This is a genomic window from Streptomyces sp. NPDC043680 (assembly GCF_056436685.1).
Genome location: NZ_JBWKCE010000005.1, coordinates 76,263 through 96,957, shown reverse-complemented (window position 1 = coordinate 96,957; position 20,695 = coordinate 76,263). Strand labels below are relative to the sequence as shown.

Annotated in this window: 21 protein-coding genes; 12 read left to right on the top strand and 9 right to left on the bottom strand. The window is 73.1% G+C overall.

Annotated features, from left to right (window positions below):
• Positions 1-242 precede the first annotated feature (242 nt).
• Both AC0666_RS12770 and AC0666_RS12765 read left to right on the top strand, forming a co-directional pair.
• Positions 243-563 (top strand): DMT family transporter, encoded by a 321-nt coding sequence (locus AC0666_RS12770; RefSeq protein ID WP_361717076.1) that lies wholly within the window; start codon positions 243-245, stop codon positions 561-563.
• Positions 563-1,090: a TetR/AcrR family transcriptional regulator gene (locus AC0666_RS12765; protein ID WP_468966724.1), complete on the top strand. Its 528-nt coding sequence runs from the start codon at positions 563-565 to the stop codon at positions 1,088-1,090. Before AC0666_RS12770 ends, AC0666_RS12765 begins: the two co-directional genes overlap by 1 nt.
• A gap of 14 nt (positions 1,091-1,104) precedes the next feature.
• Here AC0666_RS12765 and AC0666_RS12760 read toward each other — a convergent pair whose 3' ends face one another.
• Positions 1,105-1,980, bottom strand: a complete 876-nt coding sequence (locus tag AC0666_RS12760; RefSeq protein ID WP_468584657.1) for a winged helix-turn-helix transcriptional regulator — start codon at positions 1,978-1,980, stop codon at positions 1,105-1,107.
• An 84-nt stretch (positions 1,981-2,064) separates the two neighbouring features.
• On the opposite strand from AC0666_RS12760, the gene AC0666_RS12755 reads away from it, so the two are divergent.
• Positions 2,065-3,294: an MFS transporter gene (locus AC0666_RS12755; protein WP_468967564.1), complete on the top strand. Its 1,230-nt coding sequence runs from the start codon at positions 2,065-2,067 to the stop codon at positions 3,292-3,294.
• A 9-nt stretch (positions 3,295-3,303) separates the two neighbouring features.
• Positions 3,304-4,284 carry a 2,3,4,5-tetrahydropyridine-2,6-dicarboxylate N-succinyltransferase gene (gene dapD, locus AC0666_RS12750; RefSeq protein ID WP_356849274.1) on the top strand — a complete coding sequence of 327 codons (981 nt, stop codon included), beginning with the start codon at positions 3,304-3,306 and terminating at the stop codon, positions 4,282-4,284.
• A 49-nt stretch (positions 4,285-4,333) separates the two neighbouring features.
• Here dapD and AC0666_RS12745 read toward each other — a convergent pair whose 3' ends face one another.
• From AC0666_RS12745 to AC0666_RS12735, 3 genes are all read right to left on the bottom strand, one after another.
• Positions 4,334-4,588, bottom strand: coding sequence for a hypothetical protein (locus AC0666_RS12745; protein ID WP_468966720.1), 255 nt, complete (start codon positions 4,586-4,588; stop codon positions 4,334-4,336).
• A 116-nt stretch (positions 4,589-4,704) separates the two neighbouring features.
• Entirely contained in the window at positions 4,705-5,136 is a 432-nt protein-coding gene (locus AC0666_RS12740) for a GNAT family N-acetyltransferase (RefSeq protein ID WP_468966717.1), read from the bottom strand.
• Positions 5,137-5,205: 69 nt separating this feature from the next.
• Positions 5,206-7,047, bottom strand: coding sequence for an endonuclease/exonuclease/phosphatase family protein (locus AC0666_RS12735; RefSeq protein WP_468966714.1), 1,842 nt, complete (start codon positions 7,045-7,047; stop codon positions 5,206-5,208).
• A 300-nt stretch (positions 7,048-7,347) separates the two neighbouring features.
• Here AC0666_RS12735 and AC0666_RS12730 point away from each other — a divergent pair, with 300 nt between their 5' ends.
• Together AC0666_RS12730 and AC0666_RS12725 are read left to right on the top strand one after the other, a co-directional pair.
• Positions 7,348-8,832, top strand: coding sequence for a hypothetical protein (locus AC0666_RS12730; RefSeq protein WP_468966712.1), 1,485 nt, complete (start codon positions 7,348-7,350; stop codon positions 8,830-8,832).
• 311 nt (positions 8,833-9,143) lie between these two features.
• On the top strand, positions 9,144-10,586 hold the full coding sequence (locus AC0666_RS12725) for an alkaline phosphatase PhoX (protein ID WP_468966709.1): 1,443 nt from the start codon (positions 9,144-9,146) through the stop codon (positions 10,584-10,586).
• A gap of 27 nt (positions 10,587-10,613) precedes the next feature.
• Here AC0666_RS12725 and AC0666_RS12720 read toward each other — a convergent pair whose 3' ends face one another.
• The 4 genes from AC0666_RS12720 to AC0666_RS12705 all read right to left on the bottom strand — a co-directional run bounded on the left by AC0666_RS12720 (position 10,614) and on the right by AC0666_RS12705 (position 14,064).
• Positions 10,614-10,799 (bottom strand): hypothetical protein, encoded by a 186-nt coding sequence (locus AC0666_RS12720; protein WP_356849283.1) that lies wholly within the window; start codon positions 10,797-10,799, stop codon positions 10,614-10,616.
• A gap of 112 nt (positions 10,800-10,911) precedes the next feature.
• On the bottom strand, positions 10,912-12,180 hold the full coding sequence (locus tag AC0666_RS12715) for a TerD family protein (RefSeq protein WP_478707579.1): 1,269 nt from the start codon (positions 12,178-12,180) through the stop codon (positions 10,912-10,914).
• A gap of 91 nt (positions 12,181-12,271) precedes the next feature.
• On the bottom strand, positions 12,272-12,493 hold the full coding sequence (locus tag AC0666_RS12710; RefSeq protein ID WP_468966703.1) for a hypothetical protein: 222 nt from the start codon (positions 12,491-12,493) through the stop codon (positions 12,272-12,274).
• Between the two features lie 47 nt (positions 12,494-12,540).
• Positions 12,541-14,064, bottom strand: coding sequence for an aldehyde dehydrogenase (NADP(+)) (locus AC0666_RS12705; protein ID WP_468966700.1), 1,524 nt, complete (start codon positions 14,062-14,064; stop codon positions 12,541-12,543).
• 194 nt (positions 14,065-14,258) lie between these two features.
• Here AC0666_RS12705 and AC0666_RS12700 point away from each other — a divergent pair, with 194 nt between their 5' ends.
• From AC0666_RS12700 to AC0666_RS12675, 6 genes are all read left to right on the top strand, one after another.
• Positions 14,259-15,044 carry an IclR family transcriptional regulator gene (locus AC0666_RS12700; RefSeq protein ID WP_468967561.1) on the top strand — a complete coding sequence of 262 codons (786 nt, stop codon included), beginning with the start codon at positions 14,259-14,261 and terminating at the stop codon, positions 15,042-15,044.
• A gap of 79 nt (positions 15,045-15,123) precedes the next feature.
• Positions 15,124-16,119 (top strand): hypothetical protein, encoded by a 996-nt coding sequence (locus tag AC0666_RS12695; protein WP_478707578.1) that lies wholly within the window; start codon positions 15,124-15,126, stop codon positions 16,117-16,119.
• Positions 16,120-16,220: 101 nt separating this feature from the next.
• Positions 16,221-17,534 (top strand): sensor histidine kinase, encoded by a 1,314-nt coding sequence (locus AC0666_RS12690; RefSeq protein ID WP_478707577.1) that lies wholly within the window; start codon positions 16,221-16,223, stop codon positions 17,532-17,534.
• Positions 17,531-18,205: a response regulator gene (locus tag AC0666_RS12685; protein WP_478707576.1), complete on the top strand. Its 675-nt coding sequence runs from the start codon at positions 17,531-17,533 to the stop codon at positions 18,203-18,205. The genes AC0666_RS12690 and AC0666_RS12685 overlap by 4 nt, the downstream gene beginning before the upstream one ends.
• Positions 18,206-18,267: 62 nt before the next feature.
• On the top strand, positions 18,268-19,716 hold the full coding sequence (locus AC0666_RS12680; protein ID WP_468584635.1) for a peptidoglycan D,D-transpeptidase FtsI family protein: 1,449 nt from the start codon (positions 18,268-18,270) through the stop codon (positions 19,714-19,716).
• A gap of 63 nt (positions 19,717-19,779) precedes the next feature.
• Positions 19,780-20,292 carry a GNAT family N-acetyltransferase gene (locus tag AC0666_RS12675; RefSeq protein WP_468584633.1) on the top strand — a complete coding sequence of 171 codons (513 nt, stop codon included), beginning with the start codon at positions 19,780-19,782 and terminating at the stop codon, positions 20,290-20,292.
• Here the strand turns inward: AC0666_RS12675 and AC0666_RS12670 are convergent.
• Complete coding sequence (locus AC0666_RS12670) at positions 20,270-20,686, bottom strand: VOC family protein (RefSeq protein WP_468966685.1); 417 nt, start codon at positions 20,684-20,686, stop codon at positions 20,270-20,272. The genes AC0666_RS12675 and AC0666_RS12670 overlap by 23 nt on opposite strands.
• Between the last annotated feature and the right edge of the window lie 9 nt (positions 20,687-20,695).

Genomic DNA, 20,695 nt, shown 5'->3' with positions numbered 1-20,695 from the left:
TTCCGGGGCCCTGCGTGTTCTTCCGGCGGACGGGCACCGTGCACCCTGCGGTGAACGTGACGGTGGGTCAGAGCGGCGCGGACCCCTCCGCCCTGACGGTGAGCGCGTCCGCGTCGACCCGGGCCTCGGTCGCCGAGACGCGCCGACCTGCCGACCTGCCGACCGCCGACCCCGGGCGGCCTGGTTCACGCTGAACTGAGGGACGCAGAACTGAGACGCGGGCGATGTGTACTGTCGTACACATGCCTTTCGTACTGCTCGCCGCGGCCATCGCCGCCGAGGTGGCCGGCACCACCGCCATGAAGTTCAGCCAGGGCTTCACGAAGCTGTGGCCGTCGCTGGGCACGCTCCTGGGGTACGCCATCGCCTTCACCCTGCTCGCGCAGACGCTGAAGTCGATGTCGGTGGGCACCGCGTACGCGATCTGGGCCGGGGTCGGCACGGCCGCGATCGCCGCCATCGGGATGGTGTTCATGGGCGAGGCGGCCACCGCCGCCAAGATCGCCGGGATCGCGCTGATCATCGCCGGAGTGGTGCTGCTGAACCTGGGCGGGGCGCACTGATGGGCCGCCGGTACGACCCCGACCGGCGGCAGCGGATCATCGACGCGGCGATCCGGGTGGTGGGCGCGAAGGGCATCGCGGGGCTGAGCCATCGCAGTGTGGCGGCGGAGGCGGACGTGCCGCTGGGCTCGACCACGTACCACTTCGAGACGCTGGACGACCTGCTGGTGGCGGCGCTGCGGCAGGCGAACGCCGGCTTCGCACCGGTCCCCCACGCGATGTCCGGACCGGAGCTGGCGGCGGAGCTGGCCCGGATGCTGGGGGAGTTCCTGACGGCGGACCGGGGCCGGGCGGAGCTGGAGTACGAGCTCTACCTGGCGGCGCTGCGCAGGCCGGCGCTGCGGCCGGTGGCCGCGGAGTGGGCGGAGTCGGTCACGGCGGCCCTCGCGGACCGGGTGGATCCGGCGACGGCGCGGGCGGTGGTGGCGGTGCTGGACGGGATCAGCCTGCAGGTGCTGCTGACGGGCATGCCGTATGACGAGCCGTATGCGCGGGAGGTGCTCGGTCGGGTGCTGGCCCGGCCGTAGCGGGGCCCGCGGTGTCAGGCGGCAGCCCGGACCGACGCCAGGGCCGCCGCGACGCTCGCTTCGATGTCCTGGATCGGGTAGAACACCTCGCGCACCGTGCGCTCCCGGTCGAGCACCAGCGTCAGGCGCTTCAGCCGGCTGACCCCCGCCGCGCGGAAGGTCGGCAGCCGCAGCGCTGCCGTCAGGGTGAGTTCCGCATCCGAGAGGAGCGGGAAGCGGAGCTTCTCCGACTCCGCGAACTCCCGCTGCTCGTCAGGGCGCTGCGTGGAGACGCCGTGCACCGTCGCCCCCGCCGCCGTGAACTGCGCGAGCTGGTCCCGGTAGGTGCACGATTCGAAGGTGCACCCCTTGGCGCCGGGGATCCCCGCCCAGCCGGGCGGGTAGGACTCGGCCCGGGCGTACGCGCCGGGGAAGCAGTACAGGACGGTGAACGGGGTGTCCGACACCGGGTCGCGGAGTTCGCCGAAGCGGTCCGGCAGGAGCAGCTCCGGCAGGCGGGTGCCGCGCAGCGCATGGACCCGTACCGCCTCCTTCGAGGACTCCTGTGTCGTCGCCGTCATCTCTCCCTCTCCCAGGACCCAGGCATCTCCCCAGTCCTGGAGGGCCACCAGGACGGGCAGCAGTCCCCGCCCACGCGGGGTCAGCCGGTATGCGTGCCGCACCGGACGTTCCTGGTACGGCTCGCGCGCCAGCACCCCGGCCTCGACCAGCAGCTTCAGCCGCTCGGCCAGCACCTTCCGGGAGACGCCCAGCTCGCGCTGGAACTCCTCGAAGCGGTGCAGCCCGCGCGCGGCGTCACGCACGATCAGCAGCGTCCACCAGTCACCCACGACGTCGAGGGCCTGGGCGATGGAGCAGTCCGCGTCGCCGAGGTGTGTGCGCTGGGCCATGGCACTCCTTTGTCCGTTGACCCAAGGCTGTCATGCTGACATAGTCCGTTCCCAAAAGGAACTGACTCGGGGGTCGTGAAGGTGCTGCAGGGATTCAAAGACGTACCCAGGGTGGTGTGGCTGCTGGCGGCCGGGGTGTTCGTGAACGCCGTGGTCAGCTTCACCTTCGTTTTCGTCTTCCTCTACCTGACCGGGCCGCGCGGCCTCGGCGCCGCCCAGGCCGGCATGGTCACCGGGATCGGCGGCGCCGGCCTCGTCGCGGGCAACTTCACCGGCGGCTGGTACGGGGACCGCTTCGGCCACCGCCGCGTGCTGCTCGCCGCCTCCACCCTCGGCGGCCTCACCCTCATGACCTTCCCGTTGCTGTCCACCCCGCTGCTCTACGCCGCCCTGCCGCTGGCCCAGTACGCCTCCGGCGTGATCCGGGCCGCCAACTCCGCACTGGTCGCCGTCGCCGTCCCCGAAGGGGCCCGCCGCCAGGCCTTCGCCGTCGTGCGCTGCGTCTCGAACGGCGGCTTCACCCTCGGCCCGCCGCTGGGGGCGCTGGTCGCGACCGGCCTCTCGTACGACTGGCTCTTCGTCGCGGACGGTCTCGGCACCCTCTTCTTCGCCCTGTGGACCGCGCGCGTCGTCCCCGCCCGCGGTGCCTCCCGGACCCCCGCCGCGGCCCCGGACGGGGGTCGGGGCCGCGGCGTGTGGCAGGAACTGCGGGCCCGGCCCGCCGTACTGGTCCTGCTCGCCGCGATCCTGCTGACCGACCTCGTCTACCGCCAGCAGTACGGCACCTTCCCCGTCTTCCTCGCCGATCACGGCCTGGACACCCGGGCCTTCGGCCTGGTGATCGCCCTCAACGGCGGCGTCATCCTGCTGCTGGAGCTCCCGGCCGCCGTCGCGCTGCGCCACCGGCCGCCGCTGCCGGTCATCGCGACCGGGCTGGTGCTGGTCGGGGCCGGTTACGCCGCGCTGCTGGCCGGGGCCGGGATCGCGGGTGCCACCGCGATGATCCTGCTGCTGAGCCTCGGCGAGATCCTGTACAAGACCACCGCCACCGCCTACGTCGCCGACCAGGCCCCCGAGCACGCGATCGGGCGGTTCCAGAGCCTGTACGCGGGGATCTCCGTCAGCGGCGTCGTCCTCGGCCCGCCGCTCGGCGGCGCCCTGTACGCCGCCGCGCCCGGGCTGCTGTGGCCGCTGTGCGCGGGGCTGGCGGCAGGAGCGGGCGGGGCGGTGTTCTGGGCCTCCCGGCGCGGCGTGCGCCACGCGGCGCGACCGGCACATGAGACCGGTTCGCACCCTCGGGCCGTCGCCGGTTAGGTTTCGGATATGACTGCTACGCGTACCACCGGCGCCGTCGCCGCCGGACTTGCCACCATCGCCGCCGACGGCACCGTCCTCGACACCTGGTTCCCCGCCCCCGAGCTGGTCGCCGAGCCCGGCCCGGCCGGCACCGAGCGCCTGACCGCCGAACAGGCCGTGGAACTGCTCGGCGAGGCCGCGCCCAAGGCCCTCGGGCCGGACGCGCGCCGCGGTGTCGAGGTCGTAGCCGTCCGCACCGTGATCTCCTCCCTGGAGGACAAGCCGCTCGACGCGCACGACGCGTACCTGCGCCTGCACCTGCTCAGCCACCGCCTGGTCAAGCCGCACGGCCAGAACCTGGACGGCGTCTTCGGCCTGCTCGCCAACGTGGCCTGGACCTCGCTGGGCCCCGTCGCGGTGGACCAGATCGAGACCGTCCGCCTGAACGCGCGCGCCGAGGGCCTGCACCTCCAGGTCACCTCGATCGACAAGTTCCCGCGGATGACCGACTACGTCCTGCCCAAGGGCGTGCGCGTCGCCGACGCCGACCGGGTCCGCCTCGGTGCGCACCTCGCCGAGGGCACCACCGTCATGCACGAGGGCTTCGTCAACTTCAACGCGGGCACCCTGGGCACCTCGATGGTCGAGGGCCGCATCTCGGCCGGCGTCGTGATCGGCAACGGATCCGACATCGGCGGCGGCGCGTCCACGATGGGCACCCTCTCGGGCGGCGGCAAGCAGATCATCTCGATCGGCGAGCGCTGCCTGATCGGCGCCGAGGCGGGCGTCGGCATCGCGCTGGGCGACGAGTGCATCGTCGAGGCCGGCCTGTACGTGACCGCGGGCACCCGCGTCACGCTCCCGGACGGCCAGATCGTGAAGGCCCTGGAGCTCTCCGGCGCCAGCAACATCCTCTTCCGCCGCAACTCGGTCACCGGAGCCGTCGAGGCCCGCCCGAATAACGCGGTCTGGGGCGGCCTGAACGAGATCCTCCACAGCCACAACTGAGCTGCGGCCCGCGGGCCCTCCCTCCCCGAGCGGGGGAGGGCCCGCGGAGTCAGTGCAGGGGCAGAGTACGGACCAGGCCGGCGAAGGCCTGTTCCTCGGCCTCCGTCAGTTCGACCGACTCCATCGGGTGCGCGGCGGCTCCGCGCTGCGCCGGGATGAACGTGAGACCCTCGCGGACGCCCGGCTCCGCGCGCCGGAAGCGCCTGTGCCGGAGCATGTGGCGCAGGCCGGCCACCCCGACGAGCGCGGCCACCAGCAGGACCGCCAGGCCGATTTCCCGGGCGGGGATGATGGAGGGGGGCATACGGGCCTCCGGAAGTACGGCGGGCACGGTCGAGCGTGGGGACACTCAACACCACGACCCGGGCCGAACGGGCCGGTATGTGGCGAGCGTCACGCCAGGGGCGAAAGCGCCCTGCGTCAGTCCGCCAGCCGCAGCTTGAAGCCCTCGTGGCTGCGCGCCCAGCCCAGCCGCTCGTAGAAGCGGTGGGCGTCCTCACGCCGCTTGTTGCTGGTCAGCTGCATCAGACCGCAGCCGCGCTCGCGCGCCCGCTCCGTCGCCCGCCGCATCAGCTCCGCCCCGAGCCCGGCGCCCCGCCGGTCGGCGCGCACCCGTACCGCCTCCACCAGCGCCCGCTCCCGGCCGCCCTGGCCGAGGCCCGGGACGTAGGTGAGCTGGAGGCAGCCGAGCACGTCGGCCCCGTCGGCCAGGACCATCAGCTCGTTGCGGGCGTCCGCCTCGATTGCGTCGAAGGCTCGCTCGTGGGCCTCGGTCACGGGTGACGGGCCGCCGTCCGCCAGCAGGGCGAGTACGGCGGGCAGGTCCTCACGGGTCGCGGTACGGAAGATCACGGCCCTGAGTGTGGCAGGGGCCCCGGCCGGGACGGCGGCCGGGGCCCCTGACGGTCCGGCTGCCGCCCGCTACGGGCGGAAGCGCAGGACCTGCGGGTCGTGGTCGCTGTTCTGGGCCGAGAACTCCGCGTTGATGTGCACGCTGTCGTACGTGAACGACTTGATCGCCGGGCTGGTCAGGATCTGGTCCAGCACCTGCGCGTTGCCCTGGTACACGTACGAGTACCGCTCCGCCTTCGGCAGCGACTTGATCGCCGAGTAGAGCGCACCGCCGTCCTCCAGCGCCTGCGCCGTCGCCGAGAACTCGAAGTCGTTGATGTCGCCGAGGACGACGACGTTCGCGTTCTTCTCGGTGGCCAGCAGGTCCTTGACGAAGCCGTTCACGGCCTGGGCCTGCAGCAGCCGCTTGGCCTCCGAGGAGCGCACCGGCGGCTGGTGGTGCGAGGTCAGGCCCTCGTCGCCGCCCTTCGAGCTGAAGTGGTTGGCGATCACGAAGACCGTACGGCCGCGGAAGGCGAACTCGCCGGCCAGCGGCTTGCGGCTGTCCTGCCAGGCCGGGTTCGCCGGGTCGATCCGGCCGGGGGAGTGGGTGAGGGCCGCGTGGCCCTTCTCGGTCGTCACGCCCGTCGCGGTCGCCGAGTCGCCCGCGGCGCGGTCGGTGAAGGAGACGCGGGCCGGGTTGAACAGGAACACCTGGCGGATGTTGCCGCCGGGCTCGCCGCCGTCCTTGTTGTTCTCCGGGTTGACGGTGCGCCACTGGTACGCCGGGCCGCCCGCGGCCGCGATCGCCGCCGTGAACTTCGTCAGCGTCTGCTCGGCGGACACCGTGCCGTCGTTCTTGGCGCCGTTGTCGTCCTGGATCTCCTCCAGGGCCACGATGTCGGGGGAGGCGAGGTTCTCGACGACCGCCTTCGCCAGGTTGTCGAACTTCTCCTGCGGGTCGGTGGGGTCGAGGTTCTCGACGTTGTACGTGGCCACCGCGAGCTCACCCGGAGCCTGCGCCTTGGTCTTCTCGGGGGCGAGGGTTCCGGCGGTGACGGTGCCGAGCGTGCGGGCCACCAGCGTGTAGCCGCCGAACTGGTTGAAGTCCAGCGGGCCCTCGGTGGGGCCGGTCAGCTTGTCGCCGACGTTGGCCACCGGGAAGGGCTGCTGCGCGAGCGGCGCGAGCTGCTGGATCTGCAGGCGGCCGGTGTTCTGGGAGTCGTACGAGCCGTACAGCGTGCCGCCCCGCTTGGCGGTGTGCTCCCAGCCCTTGACCGTGACCCACAGCTCCGCGTACGGGTCGGTGGCGCCGACCACGCGCGAGGTGCCGATCGCGACGTTCATGCCCTCCAGGGACTCGTAGAAGTCCAGGGCGTAGCGTGCGGGGTCCAGGGCCAGGCCGTTGATGCTGCCGCCGGCGGCCGGGTCGCCCGCCGGGGCGTACTCGGCGGGCACGCTGTACTCGTTGATCGCGGTGGCCTCGGGCAGCGCGTTGCCCGAGGAGACGACGGTCACGGACGGCTTGGAGATCTGCGTGACCGACTGGTTGCCGGAGGCCGCCCCGCCGGGGATGTACTCGCCGACCAGGCCGGAGACCTTGACCGCGTCGCCGACGGCCACGGTGGGGGCCGAGCTGGTGAAGACGAAGACGCCTTCGCTGGTGGCGGCGTTGTCGTCGGCGTCGGGGTCCTGGATCCAGAAGCCGCGCGAGCCGTACGTGCGGACGCCCGTGACGATGCCTTCGACGCCGGTGACCTGCTTGCCGTTGAGCGGGGATATCCGGGTGGTGCCCTGGATGTCGTGAATGCGTATCGAATCGGCGGACACGGCGCCTTCGGCCGCGTCGGCGGTGCCCGCGAGCAGGCCGGTGGCCAGGGCGGTGGCGACGAGGGCCGCGACGGCGGCGGAACGGGGATGCGAGGAGCGCATGGGCGGGAACTCCGGTGTGTGGAGGCGGAAAGCGAGGGGGGTGGTGCCTGCGTACGACGTGACCCACGGGTCCGGACAGCGGCCCCCGATAGATCTACGCGCGTCAATTTCTCGGGTGACCAGCGAAGTTGTCAAGGCCTCCAGGGGATACGGCGCCTGACTGTGGGATGAACCAAAGACGATCGCCCGTCGGACGCGCCCGAATTGCGTCTACGCTGGTGCGCCGGACGGCCGTCCTGCCGTCCGCAGCCGAGCCGTTGACCGGCCCCCGACTCCGACGTCCGCGAGGAGACCCGCCCCATGTCACCAGAGCCGCACTCCACGCTGCCGCCGGTACGGCTGCCCTCCGATGCGGAACTGGCCCGCGACGCCCTCGTCGCCCCGCTCTTCGCCCGGGCCGTACGGCTGGCCCGCTGGGCCGGGCCCGGCACCCGCGTGGACATCGGCGGTGAACTCGTCGCCGCCCAACTGCCCGAGGCGGCCGCCGTGCTCGGCTTCGATCCCGCCGACGCGGACGGCCCGGCGCTCGCGAGCCAGGCCTGGCGGGTGGCCGTGGACACCGGCCTCGTCGACGTCACCGAGCCGGAGGAGGACGGCGGGGAGCAGAGCGGTACCGCCGCGCCCGGGGAGGACCTGGCCCTGGTGACCGGCGGCACGCCCGGCGAGGTGCTCGACCTCTGGCTGGCCGCGCTGGACACGGTGCTCGCCGACGCGGCGGTGCCCGATCTGGACGGCCTCGTCGACGCCCTGGACGCGGGCGGCGAGGTGGACTTCGACCAGCTCGACTGGAACCCGCAGCGCGAGGCCGACTTCCTCGACGGCGTCCTCGCCAACCTCTACCTGCTGACCGCCGCCGGACACGAGGCCTCGGACAGGCCGGTCCCGCTGCCCGTGCTCGCCGCCTCGATGGTCATCCCCGAGGGCATGGGCGAGCCGACCGACGCCGTCCTGGAGCAGGTCTCCGACGCGATGATGCGCCTCGACGACCAGTTCCGGCAGCTGGAGCCGATCGGCCTGGTCGAGTTCCGGCCCGTCGACGAGGGGCTGATGCAGGAGGCGGACGACGAGGAGCCCGCCGCCGGCCCGGTGGCCGGTGCGGCGGCCGGGGGCCTCGACGACGAGGACGTGTCCCGCTACGGGATGGTCCGGCTCACCCCCCTCGGCCTGTACGGGATCCGCGCCCGCATGCTGGAGGCAGGAGTCCGGGCCCCCGCCGTCGGCGAACTGGCCGACAAGGGCGCGGACGCGCTGCTCGACGCGGTCTGCGCATACCCGGAGGGCGCGGCCCAGGCCGAGATGGAGCAGTGGCTCAAGGGCCGTGAGCCGTCCGCCGCCGCCGCCGAACTGCTCGCCGCGGCCCGGGGCTCCGACGAGGGCGGACCGCTGCGCCGGCTGCGCTGCCAGCAGGCCCTCGCACCGGCAGGGCCGGAGGCCGAGCCGGCCGTCCGCGCGGTGCTGGACGACCCGGAGCTGGGCGGCCTCGCCCGGGTGTGGCTGGCGGAACGCGGGGTGACCGGGGTACCGGCACCGGACGCGGCGATGGTGTTCTGGCTGACCATCGACACGATCGCCGCGCAGTTGGCCGCGGACGGCGAGACGGCGGAACTCCCGCTGCTGATCCAGTCCCTGACTGCCCACCATGCGGGGTTCTTCGACCAGGCGTGGCGGTCCGCGCACCCGGCGACCGCGTACGTGCTGGAGGCGATGGGCCGGCTCCACCCGGACAGGAAGGCCGCCAAGGAGGCCCGCAAGGCCGCCTTCAAGGCCCGCTCGCGCCGGCACTGACGGGGCGGAGGAGGGGCGGGGAAGGGAGCGGGCGGGCCGGTGCCAGGACCGGATCGGGGCCGGGATCCGGTCCGGCTCCGGGGCCGGGATCCGGTCCGGCTCCGGGGTCGGGATCCGGTCCGGGGTCGGGTCCGGTGGCGGCAGGCGGGGTGGAACGAGCCGTTCCTGCACCGGACTTGGCCATTCCGTGAGCGGGCAAGGGGTCGGCCGGCCGTCGCGGGTAGTTCAGCCGCCGTTCACGTGCGGACGGGAGCGTGTGCGCCGACGCCCGCACGACAGGCGCACCCCACCTCCTCACCCCTGGAGAACCGATGGCGCTCAGCCGCAGAGACTTCACCGCCCGAACCGTCATCGCCGGAGCAGGAGTCGCGCTCACCGGGACGGTCGGCGCCCTCGCCACCGCCCCGGGGGCGCTGGCGGCCGACGACAGCACCGGGCGTGACGAGCAGGGGCGGCCCTGCGCGCCCGGCTACGGCCCGCTGGTCCCGGACCCCGCCGGGATCCTCGCCCTCCCCGCCGGTTTCAGCTACCGCGTCATCACCCGCAGCGGTGTCACCACCCTGGAGAGCGGGGAGTCCACCCCCTCCCATCACGACGGCACGGCAGCCTTCGAGGGCCACCGCGGGGTCACCCTCCTGGTCAACAACCACGAGCTCAAAGGCCCGCGCGCCGGCTGGGCCCGCCCCGTCCCGCTCACCGAGGGCCTCGTCTACGACCCGGCCGCCGCCGGCGGCTGCACCGTCGTCGAGGTCCGCCGTGGCGGCGAGGTCGCCGAATGGGTGGGCATCGCCGGTACGTCGACCAACTGCGCGGGCGGGGCCACCCCCTGGGGCACCTGGCTGACCTGCGAGGAAACCGAGGACCTCGCCGGCAAGAACGGTATGACCAAGGACCACGGGTACGTCTTCGAGGTCGACCCCCACGACCGGCGCGCCAACCGCGACCCGCAGCCGGTCAAGGCCTTCGGACGATACGCCCACGAGGCGATCGTGATCGACCCGCACCAGGGCCACGCCTACCTGACCGAGGACGCCTCCGGCCCCAACGGGCTGCTCTACCGCTGGACCCCGCCGAGCGGATTCCGCCACGGCCGCGGCAGGCTCCGTACGCTCGCGGCCGACGCCGGTGTGCTGGCCGCCGCCAAGTGCTTCGACAGCGGGGGCCGGTTCGTCGACGACCTCTCCCGCGCGACGAAGATCGGCACCGTGTACGGGGTCGACTGGGTGGAGGTCCCGGACCGCGACGCGAGGACGGTGTCGGTGCGCAAGCAGTTCGCGGACGGTGCGGTGACCCGCTCGCGCAAGCTGGAGGGCATGTGGTGGGCCGACGGGGGCGCGTACTTCGTCTCCTCCTACGCCCGGGAGGAGAGCCCGGGCGCGGCCCACGACGGCCAGGTCTGGTTCTACGACCCGAAGCGGCGCACCGTCCGGCTGATGGTGCTGCTCGGGGTGAACGCCGACACCTCCAAGGACGGCGGCCTCGACGGACCCGACAACATCACCGTCTCCCCGCACGGCGGCCTGGTCATCGCGGAGGACGGCAGCGGCCTGCAGCACCTGTTCGGCGCCACCGAGTCGGGCCGCACCTACCCGCTGGCGCGCAACGAGCTGAACATAGGGACGGAGCAGGAGCCCGAGTACTCGGAGTTCACGGGGGTCTGCTTCTCACCGGACGGGCGCACCCTGTTCGCCAACCTCCAGGAGCCGGGCATCATGCTGGCCATCACCGGCCCGTGGCGGCGCGTCGCGCGCTGACGGCAGGACGGCTGCGCCGCCGCCCCCTCACGGGGCGGCGGCGACCTCGGTCATCTCGGCGCGGCTGGCTGCGGCCCATTCCTCCAGCAGGAACTCGTACGCCTCGGAGGGCCACTCGTCATCCACCCGCGTCTCGACGAGGCGCCGTATCGCCTCGTTCGCCTCTGCGGCGGACGGGCGGGCGGGACCCGCGGGCCGGAGTGTCTTGTACATGGTTTCAAGGCTACGGGCGGGCACTGACAGTTACCTCCGCTTTAAGGGTGCAATCCATCACCTCGGTCACCCTCGGGTGGGTCGCCGTAGCTCCATGTGCCCGCCCACCTGCTCAGAGTGCCTGGGAGCCGGGCTTGACCATGCCGCGCACTGTGCGCGACTTCACAAACTCGCCCATGGCCGTCATCTCCCATTCGCCCGAGAACTGGCGAATCAGCTTCGCCATCATGACGCCCGTCTGCGGCTCGGCGCCCGTCAGGTCGAAGCGGACCAGCTCCTCGTCCGTCGCCGCGTCGATCAGGCGGCAGTAGGCCTTGGCGACCTCGGTGAACTTCTGGCCGGAGAAGGAGTTCACCGTGAAGATCAGCCCGGTGGCTTCGGCGGGCAGTCGGCCGAGGTCCACCATGATCACCTCGTCGTCACCGGCCCCCTCGCCGGTGAGGTTGTCGCCCGAGTGCTTGACGGCGCCGCCGAGGATCGACAGTTTGCCGAAGTAGCAGCTGTCGATGTGGTTGCGCTGCGGGCCGTACGCGATGACGGAGGCGTCGAGGTCGATGTCCCGGCCGCCGAACGCGGGCTCCCAGCCCAGGCCCATCTTCACCCGGGAGAGCAGGGGGCGGCCGTTCTTGACCAGGGAGACGGTCTGGTTCTTCTGGAGGCTCACCCGGCCCTTGTCCAGGTTGACCTTCCCGGAGCCGGCGGCGGCAGCCGGGGCGGCCGGCGGGGCCGCCGGGGCCGACGGGGTGGCGGGGGCGCTCGGCCAGGAGGAGGCGGACGGCGCCGGCGGGGCCGCCGGCGTGCTTCCCCAGGTGGGAGCCGACGGGGGCTGCGCAGCCGGGGCCGCGGGGGTCTGCGGGGCGGAGGCCGGCGCGGCGGGCTCCTCGTCCACGGAGACCCCGAAGTCGGTGGCGATCCCGGCGAGGCCGTTCGCATAGCCCTGGCCGACCGCGCGTACCTTCCAGACGCCGCCGCGCTGGTAGACCTCGACCACCACGAGAGCCGTCTCGGCGCCCAGCTGCGGAGGGGTGAAGGTGGCGATCACCGCGCCGGTGTCCGCGTGGCGGACGGTGGCCGTGGGCTCGATGCCCTGGAAGGTCTGGCCGGCGGCGTCCGGGCTGGCGGTGACCACGATGCGCTCGATGCCGGGCGGCAGCGCGCCGGTGTCCACGGTGATCGAGTCGGGCGCCGCCCCGCCGCCGGACCGGTAGTCGACACCGGGCCCGGACGGCTGGTTGTAGAAGATGAAGTCGGCGTCGGAACGCACCTTGCCGTCGCCCGCGAGGAGCAGACCCGACACGTCGAGCCGCACCGGGGCAGCCACGTCCACCGTCACCCGGACGGCATTGAGCGGCAGGTTGGAACCAGGGGTCATAGCGGTCATGCACGGAGAACGACCGGAGCCGCTTTGCCGTTCCCTTACCGTCGCGGGAGATTTCGAGCCGCTGCCACCACCGCTGCCGCCACCGCCCGCGTCAGCGCCGGTTGCGGGGGTGGTTCTTCGCCATCCGCTCGTTGCCGAACTTGTAGGCGCCGGTCCAGCGGGCCATCACCAGCTGGGCGTCACCCGCCTCCACCTCGGCGAGGAACTTCTCCGCGCGCCCGCCCCGCAGGGTGCCGGCAGCACGCCCCTGGTGGGTGATGACCACGCTGTGGTCGCTGCGCTGCTCGTAGGTGAATCCGTGGGGTCTCGGCATACCCGGCAGCCTGCCCCGCCAGAGGCGGGGCGGGCAACGGAATTTGCTCAGCCGCCGGTGACCCGCCGCGGCAGACCCAGCGGGTTCGCCTCGCGCAGCTCCGGCGGGAGCAGCGGCTCCGGCACCGACTGGTAGGCCACGGGCCGCAGCCAGCGCTCGATCGCCGTACCCCCGACCGAGGTGGAGTGCGAGGTCGCCGCCGGGTACGGGCCGCCGTGGTGCTGCGCCGGGGCCACCGCGACCCCGGTCGGCCAGCCGTTCACCACGATGCGTCCGGCCAGCGCCGTGACCTGCGAGACCAGCTCCGCCGCCGGGCCGGGGCCCCCGTCGGTCTCGGCCGAGGACAGCTGGAGCGTCGCGCTCAGGTTCCCCGGAAGCCCGCGCAGCACCGCGCCGGCCTCCTCCTGGTCGGCGTACCGGACGACCACCGTCACCGGGCCGAAGCACTCCTCGGCCAGGAGCCCGTACGCCCCGCCCTCCAGCAGGAGCGCGGCGGGCACGGTCAGGTAGCCGGCGCCGACGGTGTGCTCCCCGCCGGAGCCGGGCGCGACGGGCGCCGTGACGCCGGGCAGCGCGGCCCGCTCGCGTACGCCGGTGAGGAAGTTCTCCCGCATCCGGTGGTCGAGCAGCACCCCGGGCTCGGTTTCGCCGAGCGCCTTGGCCAGCGCGCCGGTGAGCCGGTCGCCGTCCGCGCCCTCGGGGACCAGGACCAGGCCCGGCTTGACGCAGAACTGGCCGACGCCGAGGGTGACCGAGCCGGCCAGCCCCGCGCCGATCTCCTCGGCGCGCTCGGCGGCGGCCGCGGGGGTGACCACGACCGGGTTGAGGGAGCCGAGCTCTCCGTGGAAGGGGATCGGCACGGGCCGGGCGGCGGCCGCGTCGAACAGCGCCCGCCCGCCCCGGATGGAGCCGGTGAACCCGGCGGCGGTGACGAGCGGGTGGCGGATCAGCTCCAGACCGGCGTCGAAGCCGTGGACCACGGCGACCACGTCGGCCGGCAGCCCGGCCGCCACCGCCGCCCGGCGCAGCAGCGAGGCGCACAGCTCGGAGGTGGCCGGGTGGTCGGGATGCGCCTTGACGACCACCGGGCAGCCGGCGGCGAGCGCGCTGGCGGTGTCCCCGCCGGGGACGGAGAAGGCCAGCGGGAAGTTGGAGGCGGCGTAGACCGCGACGACACCGAGCGGCACCTTGTAGCGGCGCAGTTCGGGCCGCGGCGGGCTGAGGGAGGGATCGGCCCGGTCGATCCGGATGTCGAGGTAGGAGCCCTCGTCCACGGCATCGGCGAAGGCCCGCAGCTGGCCGGTGGTGCGGGCGAGTTCGCCGGTGAGGCGGCCCGGGCCCAGGGCGGTCTCCGCGTCCGCCGCCTCGACCACGTGGGCCGCGGCCTCGTCGAGCAGGTCGGCGGCGGTACGCAGGAAGGCGGCGCGGGCGGTGCGGTCGGCGAGCGCACCGCGGGCGGTGTGGGCCGCGCGTACGGCCGCGTCCACCTCCTGGGCTGTGGCCTCCACCGCAACCTGCTCCCGCTGCTTCCCGGTGCGGGGGTCCACACTCCAGACTGGTGTTGCTGCCATGGCGCACTGCCTCCTGGATCTCCGCTGTCCCGCGCGATCTCGTTCAGTATTCTGAACGCCGTTCCGATGGATGAATGATCACATCCGTCCCGGACTCTATGTGCGGGTCTTCGGCGTGACAAGAGACAAGAGGGGCAAGAAGGCGAATGACCACAGGGGAGCCCGGCGCGTCCGGTGAGTCCGGCGCGTCCGTCATGTCCGTCGCGGGACCGGAGGGCTCGGCGACAGCGCCCGCGGCCGTCAAGTCGGCCGTGCGCACCGTCATGTTGCTGGAGCACTTCGCGGCGCGGCCCGGACTGCACAGCCTCGCCGACATCCAACAGGACCTCGCGCTGCCCAAGTCCAGCCTCTACATGCTGCTGCGCACGCTGGTGAACCTGGGATGGGTGGAGACGGACGCGACCGGCACGCGGTACGGAATCGGCGTACGGGCCCTGCTCGTCGGCAGCTCGTACATCGACGGGGACGAGGTGGTCGCGGCGGCCCGGCCCGCACTGGACCGGCTCTCCGACGACACGACGGAGACCATCCACCTGGCCCGGATGGACGGCACGAGCGTGGTCTACCTCGCCACCCGGCAGTCCCAGCACTACCTGCGGCCCTTCACCCGCGTCGGACGGCGGCTGCCCGTGCACTCGACGGCGCTGGGCAAGGCGCTGCTGGCCACGCACTCCGACGCGGAGGTACGGGCCCTGCTGCCGCAGCGGCTGGAAGCGGTCACCGAGCACACCATCACCGACCGCGAGCGGCTCATCGAGGAGCTGGCGCTGGTGCGCGAGCAGGGCTACGCGGTGGACCGCGAGGAGAACACGCTCGGGTTGCGCTGCTTCGGGGTGGCGGTGCCCTACCGGACCCCGGCGCGGGACGCGGTGAGCTGCTCGGTGCCGGTGGCGCGGCTGACGGCCGACCATGAACAGACCATCAAAGCGGCACTGTTCGAGGCCCGGGACCGGCTGTCGGTGGCGACGCGGCGGATGTGAGCCGGGCTCCCCCGGGCGGGGGAGGCGGATCCCCTTCACGGGGGAGGTGGCGGGACGGCGGGGGCGGGACCGTTGAGCCATGAGCACACGAGCCGTTCACACGCCGCAAGCGGCGTACCAGCCGCAGGCGCCGTCCCCCGAGCCGGGGGCGTGGCGCAAGACCCTGCGCGCGGTGGCGATCGCCGCCACCGTGCCCTACCTGACGCTGAAGATCTCCTGGCTGGCGGGGAGCCACCTCGGCATACCGGAGGGGAGCGTGCTGCGGGAACCGGGCACCGCCTTCTTCATATCGCTCAACGCCCTGACCGTGGTCATGGACTTCAGCGTGGTCCTGCTGGCCCTCCTGCTCACCCGGCCGTGGGGCCTGCGGGTGCCGTCCTGGCTGCTCGTCCTCCCGGTCTTCACGGCCACCGGTCTGCTGACCCCGATCGTCCTCGCCTTCCCCGGCCAACTCCTCGTGCAGGGCGTGGGGCTGGGGCCGGACGAGGCCCTGGGGGCGGGCGGCAGACCCTTCCTCGAACCCTGGGTGTTCGATGTCGTCTATCCCGGCTTCATCGTGCAGGCGGTGGCCCTGGCCGGCCTGTTCACGGGCTACGCGAGAGAGCGCTGGGGCGGGCCGTGGCAGGGCGTCCTGGGCAGGCGGCTTCCGTCATCCACGGGGGTGGTGGCGGGAGCCGCGGCGGTGACGGCCCTGGCGGTGGCCGGGGGGTGTCTGTACTGGGCCTTCGGCGGTACGGCCGGGCAGAACGCGGCCCAGGTGGCCGCATACTCCTCGGACCGGGTCGTGGTCCACGTGGTCAACGCGATATGCGCGCTCGCCGGCGCGGCGGGGGCGGTGCTGCTGGCCCGGGGCGGGGAGCGGCGGGCGATGGGGCCGCTGGCCGGCGCGTGGATCGGATCGGCCGCGGCGCTGTGCTGGGGGATGTGGCTGATGGTCTCGCTGCTGGGCAGCGACTTCGGCCCGGACGAACAGCCCACCGCCGCCACCGCGCTGATCTACGCTGGCCAGATGATCACCGGACTGCTCGGCGGCGCGGTCGTCGCACGGTTCCTCACCGGCCGCCGCGCGGGCTGAGGAGGGAGCGGCCCAGGCGGGTGGATGACCGTGGGCCCGGGTCGGATCGGGCCCGGACGGAACGGCCTCGGGGGAAGGGGCACGCTGCGTAAGGGGTTGGGGTGAAAGCGACGGGCCAGGGCGTGCGGCGCGGGCTGGGGTGGCTGGTGGGGGCGCAGGCCCGGCTGCGATGGGTGCACCTGATACTCGGCGGGGCCCTGTTGATGCCGTACTTCCTGCTCACCCAGGTGGTGGTCGGCATCCTCGCGGGCGGGGTCAACGCCCTCGCGTCCTTCCCGCTGAGCCTGGCCGCATACGCGTCGGCGCTGCCCCTGGTGGCCGCGACCGGGGTGTTCGGGCTGGTCCGGCCGATGTCGGTGACCGCCGTGCGGGCCATGTGCGGGGTGCCGGGGGAGCGGTTGGCCGAGGGGACCGCCCGGTCCTGGGCGGCCCGGGGGCGGGCCACCGCCTGGTGGACGCTGCACCTGGGGGTCGGCGGGCTGATCAGCGGGATGAGCCTCGCGGTGCCCCCCATGGCGGTGGTGCTGATCTGCCTGCCGTTCGCGGCCACGCTGCGCGCATCCCCGCTCGGGATCGGCTGGTTCACCACCGGCGCCGACGTGTACCTGGCTCCGCTGCTCGGGGTCGGGCTGCTGGCCGGGCTCAGCCTGTGCAGCGCGGTGGCCGGGGCGCTGCTGGCCCGGCTGGCGCCCGTACTGCTCGGGCCGACGGCCGCGGACCGGCTCGCCGCAGCCGAGGAGCGGGCCGCCGACCTGGCGGTGCGCAACCGGCTTGCCCGGGAGCTGCACGATGCGGTCGGGCACGCCCTGAGCGCCGTCAGCCTCCAGGCCGCCGCCTCCCGGCGGGTGCTGGACCGGGACCCGGAGTTCGTACGGGAGGCGCTCGGCGCGATCGAGGACACCGCCCGGCGGACGGTGGGGGAGCTGGACACCGTACTGGGCCTGCTGCGGGAGGGGGACGCCGCCCGGCCGGACGCCGCGCCCGCGCCGACCCTCGCCGCCGACCTCGACGGGCTGCTGGCCCGCACCCGGGCCTCCGGCACCCCCGTGACCGCCGAGCAGGACCCGGGGCCCGTCGGGGACTGGGGCCAGCTCCCGGCGATCGCCTCCCGCGAGGCGTACCGGATCGTGCAGGAGGGGCTGAGCAATGCCTTGCGCCACGGAGCGGGCCGGGTCGCGCTGCGGCTCGCCGTACAGGAGCGGACAGGGAAGGGAAGCAGACACCGTGAACTGGAGATCGTCATGACCAATCCGCCGGGAACCGGCAGGGAGCGCGAGACCCGCACCACCGGGGGGCGCGGGCTGCACGGCGCCGCCGAGCGGGCCGGACTGCTCGGCGGCCACGTGGAGGCGGGCCCCCACCAGGGGCTGTGGCGCCTGCGGGCGGTCCTCCCGCTCGGCGGGGAGGTCCGATGAGCGCGGCGCGCCGCCCACCGGTGCGGATCGTGCTCGCCGACGACGAACGGATGGTGCGCACCGCCCTGCGGGTCATCCTGGAGGCCGAGCCCGACCTGGAGGTCGTCGGAGAGGCGGCGTCCGGAGCCGAAGCGGTCCCGCTGATCCGGTCACTGGCCCCCGACGTGGTGCTCATGGACGTCCGGATGCCCGAGATCGACGGCATCCGCGCCACCGAGCAGATCATGGCCGCCATGGCCGACCCGCCCCGCATCGTGGTCGTCACCACCTTCGAGAACGACGCGTACGTCTACGAGGCGCTGCGCGCAGGAGCCGCCGGCTTCCTCCTGAAGCGGGCCGATCCGGACGAGCTGGTCGGCGCGGTCCGCCTCGTGGTGCGCGGCGACTCGCTGCTCTTCCCCGCGGCCGTCCGTTCCCTGGCCTCCGGCCACGCGGCCGGTGCGGCCGCCGCCCCCGCGCCTTGGGTGGCCCGGCTCACCGACCGGGAGGCCGACGTCCTGCGCCTGATGGCCACGGGACTGTCCAACCACGAGATGAGCGAGCAGCTGGGAGTGGGTCCCCAGACGGTCAAGACGCATGTCGCCGCGGTGCTCTCCAAGACGGGATCCCGGGACCGCACGCAGGCCGTCATCGCCGCCTACGAGGGAGGCTTCATCATGAGGAAAAGCTGAGAACCAGGCCACAACCGGGGCAGAGCGGAACGGCCCGGGCCGTTCGCTCGTCCTTCTGGGGGATGAACAAGACGATCAGGCGTGCGTCGGTCTTCTGTCTGCTCCTGGTGCTGGCCCTGTTGCTGCGGGTCACCTGGGTGCAGGCCTACCAAGGCCAGGCCCTCGCAGACAACGAGAACAACCGGCGGAACCTCATCGGGCAGTACGAGAACCCGCTGGGCAACATCATCGTGGGCGGGGAGGCGATCACCGGCTCGGTGCGGACCGGGGGCAAGGACTTCGGCTACAAGCGCACGTACGTCGACGGTCCGCTTTACGCGCCGATCACCGGCTTCAGCTCCCAGGCCTTCGGCACGAGCATGCTGGAGGGCGTCTACAAGAACGTCCTCAACGGCTCCGACAGCCGGCTCAAGACCGTGATGGACCTGCTCACCAACAAGCGGGCGGCCCCGGGCAACGTCCTGACCACCATCGACAAGGGCGTGCAGAAAGCGGCGTACGACGCGCTCCAGGGCAAGCAGGGTTCGGCCGTGGCCATCGACCCCGCGACCGGTGAGATCCTCGCCATGGTGAACAACCCGTCGTTCGACCCGGGCCGCATCAGCGGCGCCAACGACGAGGAGGCCTGGAAGGAACTGTCCGCCGACCAGGGCAAGGCGATGGAGAACGTGGCCCTGCGCAAACCGCAGGCGCCCGGCTCCACCTTCAAGCTGGTCACCCTGGCGGCGGCCATCGAGAACGGGCTGGTCACCAACCTCGACGCGCCCACCGGCACCCCCGACCCGTACACGATCCCCGGGACGCGGACCCAGCTGCCCAGCGAGGCGGGGTCGGCGGCCTGCAACAACGTCTCCCCGCGCACCGCCCTGCGGCTGTCCTGCAACAACGTCTTCGCGGAACTGGCCTCCAAGCTGGGCCAGGACAAGATGCGTGCGATGGCCGAGAAGCTCGGCTTCAACGTCAACGTCCTGACCCCGGTCACCACCCGCGTGCCGAGCAAGTACCCGACCGCGAAGATGTCGGTCGACCAGGTCGCCCTGACGGGTATCGGCCAGTTCGACGTGCAGGCCACCCCGCTCCAGATGGCGATGGTGACGGCCGCGATCGAGAACGGCGGCAAGCTGGTCGCCCCGCACACGGTCTCCGAGGTCACCGACGCCGGAGGGGACGTGCTCGAAAGCTTCAAGGACCCGAAGTCCGAGCAGGTGATGAGTGCGAGGACGGCCTCGATGCTGCAGGACGCCATGCGGACCGTGGCCACCGAGGGCGGCGGCAAGCCCGCCCAGGTGGCGGGGGCCGAGGTGGGCGGCAAGACGGGTACCGCCCAGCGGGGCGTGAAGAACAGCCTGCCGCCGCTGGCCTGGTTCACCTCGTACGGCAAGCTGGACGGCAAGCAGATCGCGGTCGCCGTGATGATCGAGAACTCGGACACCGACCGCTCCGAGATCGGCGGCGGCAAACTGGCCGCTCCCATCGCCCAGAAGATGATGGCGGCGTGGCTGAAGAAGTAGCCGCGCACGGTGCCGGGACCGCGCGCCGGGAACCGACACGGTTCCCGGCGCGTTCCCTTTTCCATGATCAGGAACGCGTACCCCGCAGACCTCGATGCCATCGCGGCCCTCCACAGCCGGGCGCGTGCGACCTACTACCGCGGCCGCATCCCGGAGGAGGCCTACGCCGGAGCGGCCGAACTGGCGCGGAGCCGGGAGGCCTGGTCCCGGGCCGTGGCCCGCAGTGACGCCGAGGGCAGGGTGTTCTGCGCCGAGCAGGACGGAGAGCTCACGGGTGTCGCGGCCTTCCGCACCTCGGCCGGCGAGACCACCCTCACCCAGCTGCACGTCGACCCGGGCCACTGGCGCCGCGGCACCGGAGCCGCCCTGCACGCCGCCTGCCTCGACGCCTGGCGGCGGGCGGGCATAGGCAGGGCCCGGCTGGAGGTGTTCGAGCACAACCTGCGGGCCCAGGCCTTCTACGCCCACCACGGCTGGCGGTCCGACCCGGCGACCCCGCAGACGGGCTCCCACCTCACGCTCTGGCTCAGCATCGGACCGCCGGGGCCGGGCCTCACCGCCCCCGGGGCTGGGTGAAGCGGAGCATGTTGCCGGAGGGATCGCGGAAGGCGCAGTCGCGGACGCCGTACGGCTGGTCGACCGGCTCCTGCATCACCTCGCCGCCCGCGGCGCGGATGCGCTCGAAGGTGGCGTCGCAGTCCTCGGTCTCGAAGATGACTCCGCGCAGCAGGCCCTTCGCCAGCAGTTCCGCCATGGCCCGCTGGTCGGCGGGCGAGGCGTTCGGGTCCGCCAGGGGCGGTTCGAGGACGATGCTCACACCGGGCTGCGACGGCGCGCCGACGGTCACCCAGCGCATCCCCTCGAACCCGACGTCGTTGCGCACCTCCAGGCCGAGGACGTCCCGGTAGAAGGCCAGGGCCTTGTCGTGGTCGTCGACGGCGATGAAGCACTGCGAAAGCCTGATGTCCATGCGCTTCAC

Bases quoted from the DNA above. Each gene is read 5' to 3' on its own strand.
- AC0666_RS12735 (WP_468966714.1), bottom strand. From the start codon at position 7,047: ATGCGCTCCTCGCATCCCCGTTCCGCCGCCGTCGCGGCCCTCGTCGCC.
- AC0666_RS12710 (WP_468966703.1), bottom strand. From the start codon at position 12,493: ATGCCGAGACCCCACGGATTCACCTACGAGCAGCGCAGCGACCACAGC.
- AC0666_RS12715 (WP_478707579.1), bottom strand. From the start codon at position 12,180: ATGACCGCTATGACCCCTGGTTCCAACCTGCCGCTCAATGCCGTCCGG.
- AC0666_RS12705 (WP_468966700.1), bottom strand. From the start codon at position 14,064: ATGGCAGCAACACCAGTCTGGAGTGTGGACCCCCGCACCGGGAAGCAG.
- AC0666_RS12760 (WP_468584657.1), bottom strand. From the start codon at position 1,980: ATGGCCCAGCGCACACACCTCGGCGACGCGGACTGCTCCATCGCCCAG.
- dapD (WP_356849274.1), top strand. From the start codon at position 3,304: ATGACTGCTACGCGTACCACCGGCGCCGTCGCCGCCGGACTTGCCACC.
- AC0666_RS12700 (WP_468967561.1), top strand. From the start codon at position 14,259: ATGTCCGTCGCGGGACCGGAGGGCTCGGCGACAGCGCCCGCGGCCGTC.
- AC0666_RS12765 (WP_468966724.1), top strand. From the start codon at position 563: ATGGGCCGCCGGTACGACCCCGACCGGCGGCAGCGGATCATCGACGCG.
- AC0666_RS12725 (WP_468966709.1), top strand. From the start codon at position 9,144: ATGGCGCTCAGCCGCAGAGACTTCACCGCCCGAACCGTCATCGCCGGA.
- AC0666_RS12770 (WP_361717076.1), top strand. From the start codon at position 243: ATGCCTTTCGTACTGCTCGCCGCGGCCATCGCCGCCGAGGTGGCCGGC.
- AC0666_RS12695 (WP_478707578.1), top strand. From the start codon at position 15,124: ATGAGCACACGAGCCGTTCACACGCCGCAAGCGGCGTACCAGCCGCAG.
- AC0666_RS12675 (WP_468584633.1), top strand. From the start codon at position 19,780: ATGATCAGGAACGCGTACCCCGCAGACCTCGATGCCATCGCGGCCCTC.
- AC0666_RS12670 (WP_468966685.1), bottom strand. From the start codon at position 20,686: ATGGACATCAGGCTTTCGCAGTGCTTCATCGCCGTCGACGACCACGAC.
- AC0666_RS12685 (WP_478707576.1), top strand. From the start codon at position 17,531: ATGAGCGCGGCGCGCCGCCCACCGGTGCGGATCGTGCTCGCCGACGAC.
- AC0666_RS12680 (WP_468584635.1), top strand. From the start codon at position 18,268: ATGAACAAGACGATCAGGCGTGCGTCGGTCTTCTGTCTGCTCCTGGTG.
- AC0666_RS12720 (WP_356849283.1), bottom strand. From the start codon at position 10,799: ATGTACAAGACACTCCGGCCCGCGGGTCCCGCCCGCCCGTCCGCCGCA.
- AC0666_RS12745 (WP_468966720.1), bottom strand. From the start codon at position 4,588: ATGCCCCCCTCCATCATCCCCGCCCGGGAAATCGGCCTGGCGGTCCTG.
- AC0666_RS12730 (WP_468966712.1), top strand. From the start codon at position 7,348: ATGTCACCAGAGCCGCACTCCACGCTGCCGCCGGTACGGCTGCCCTCC.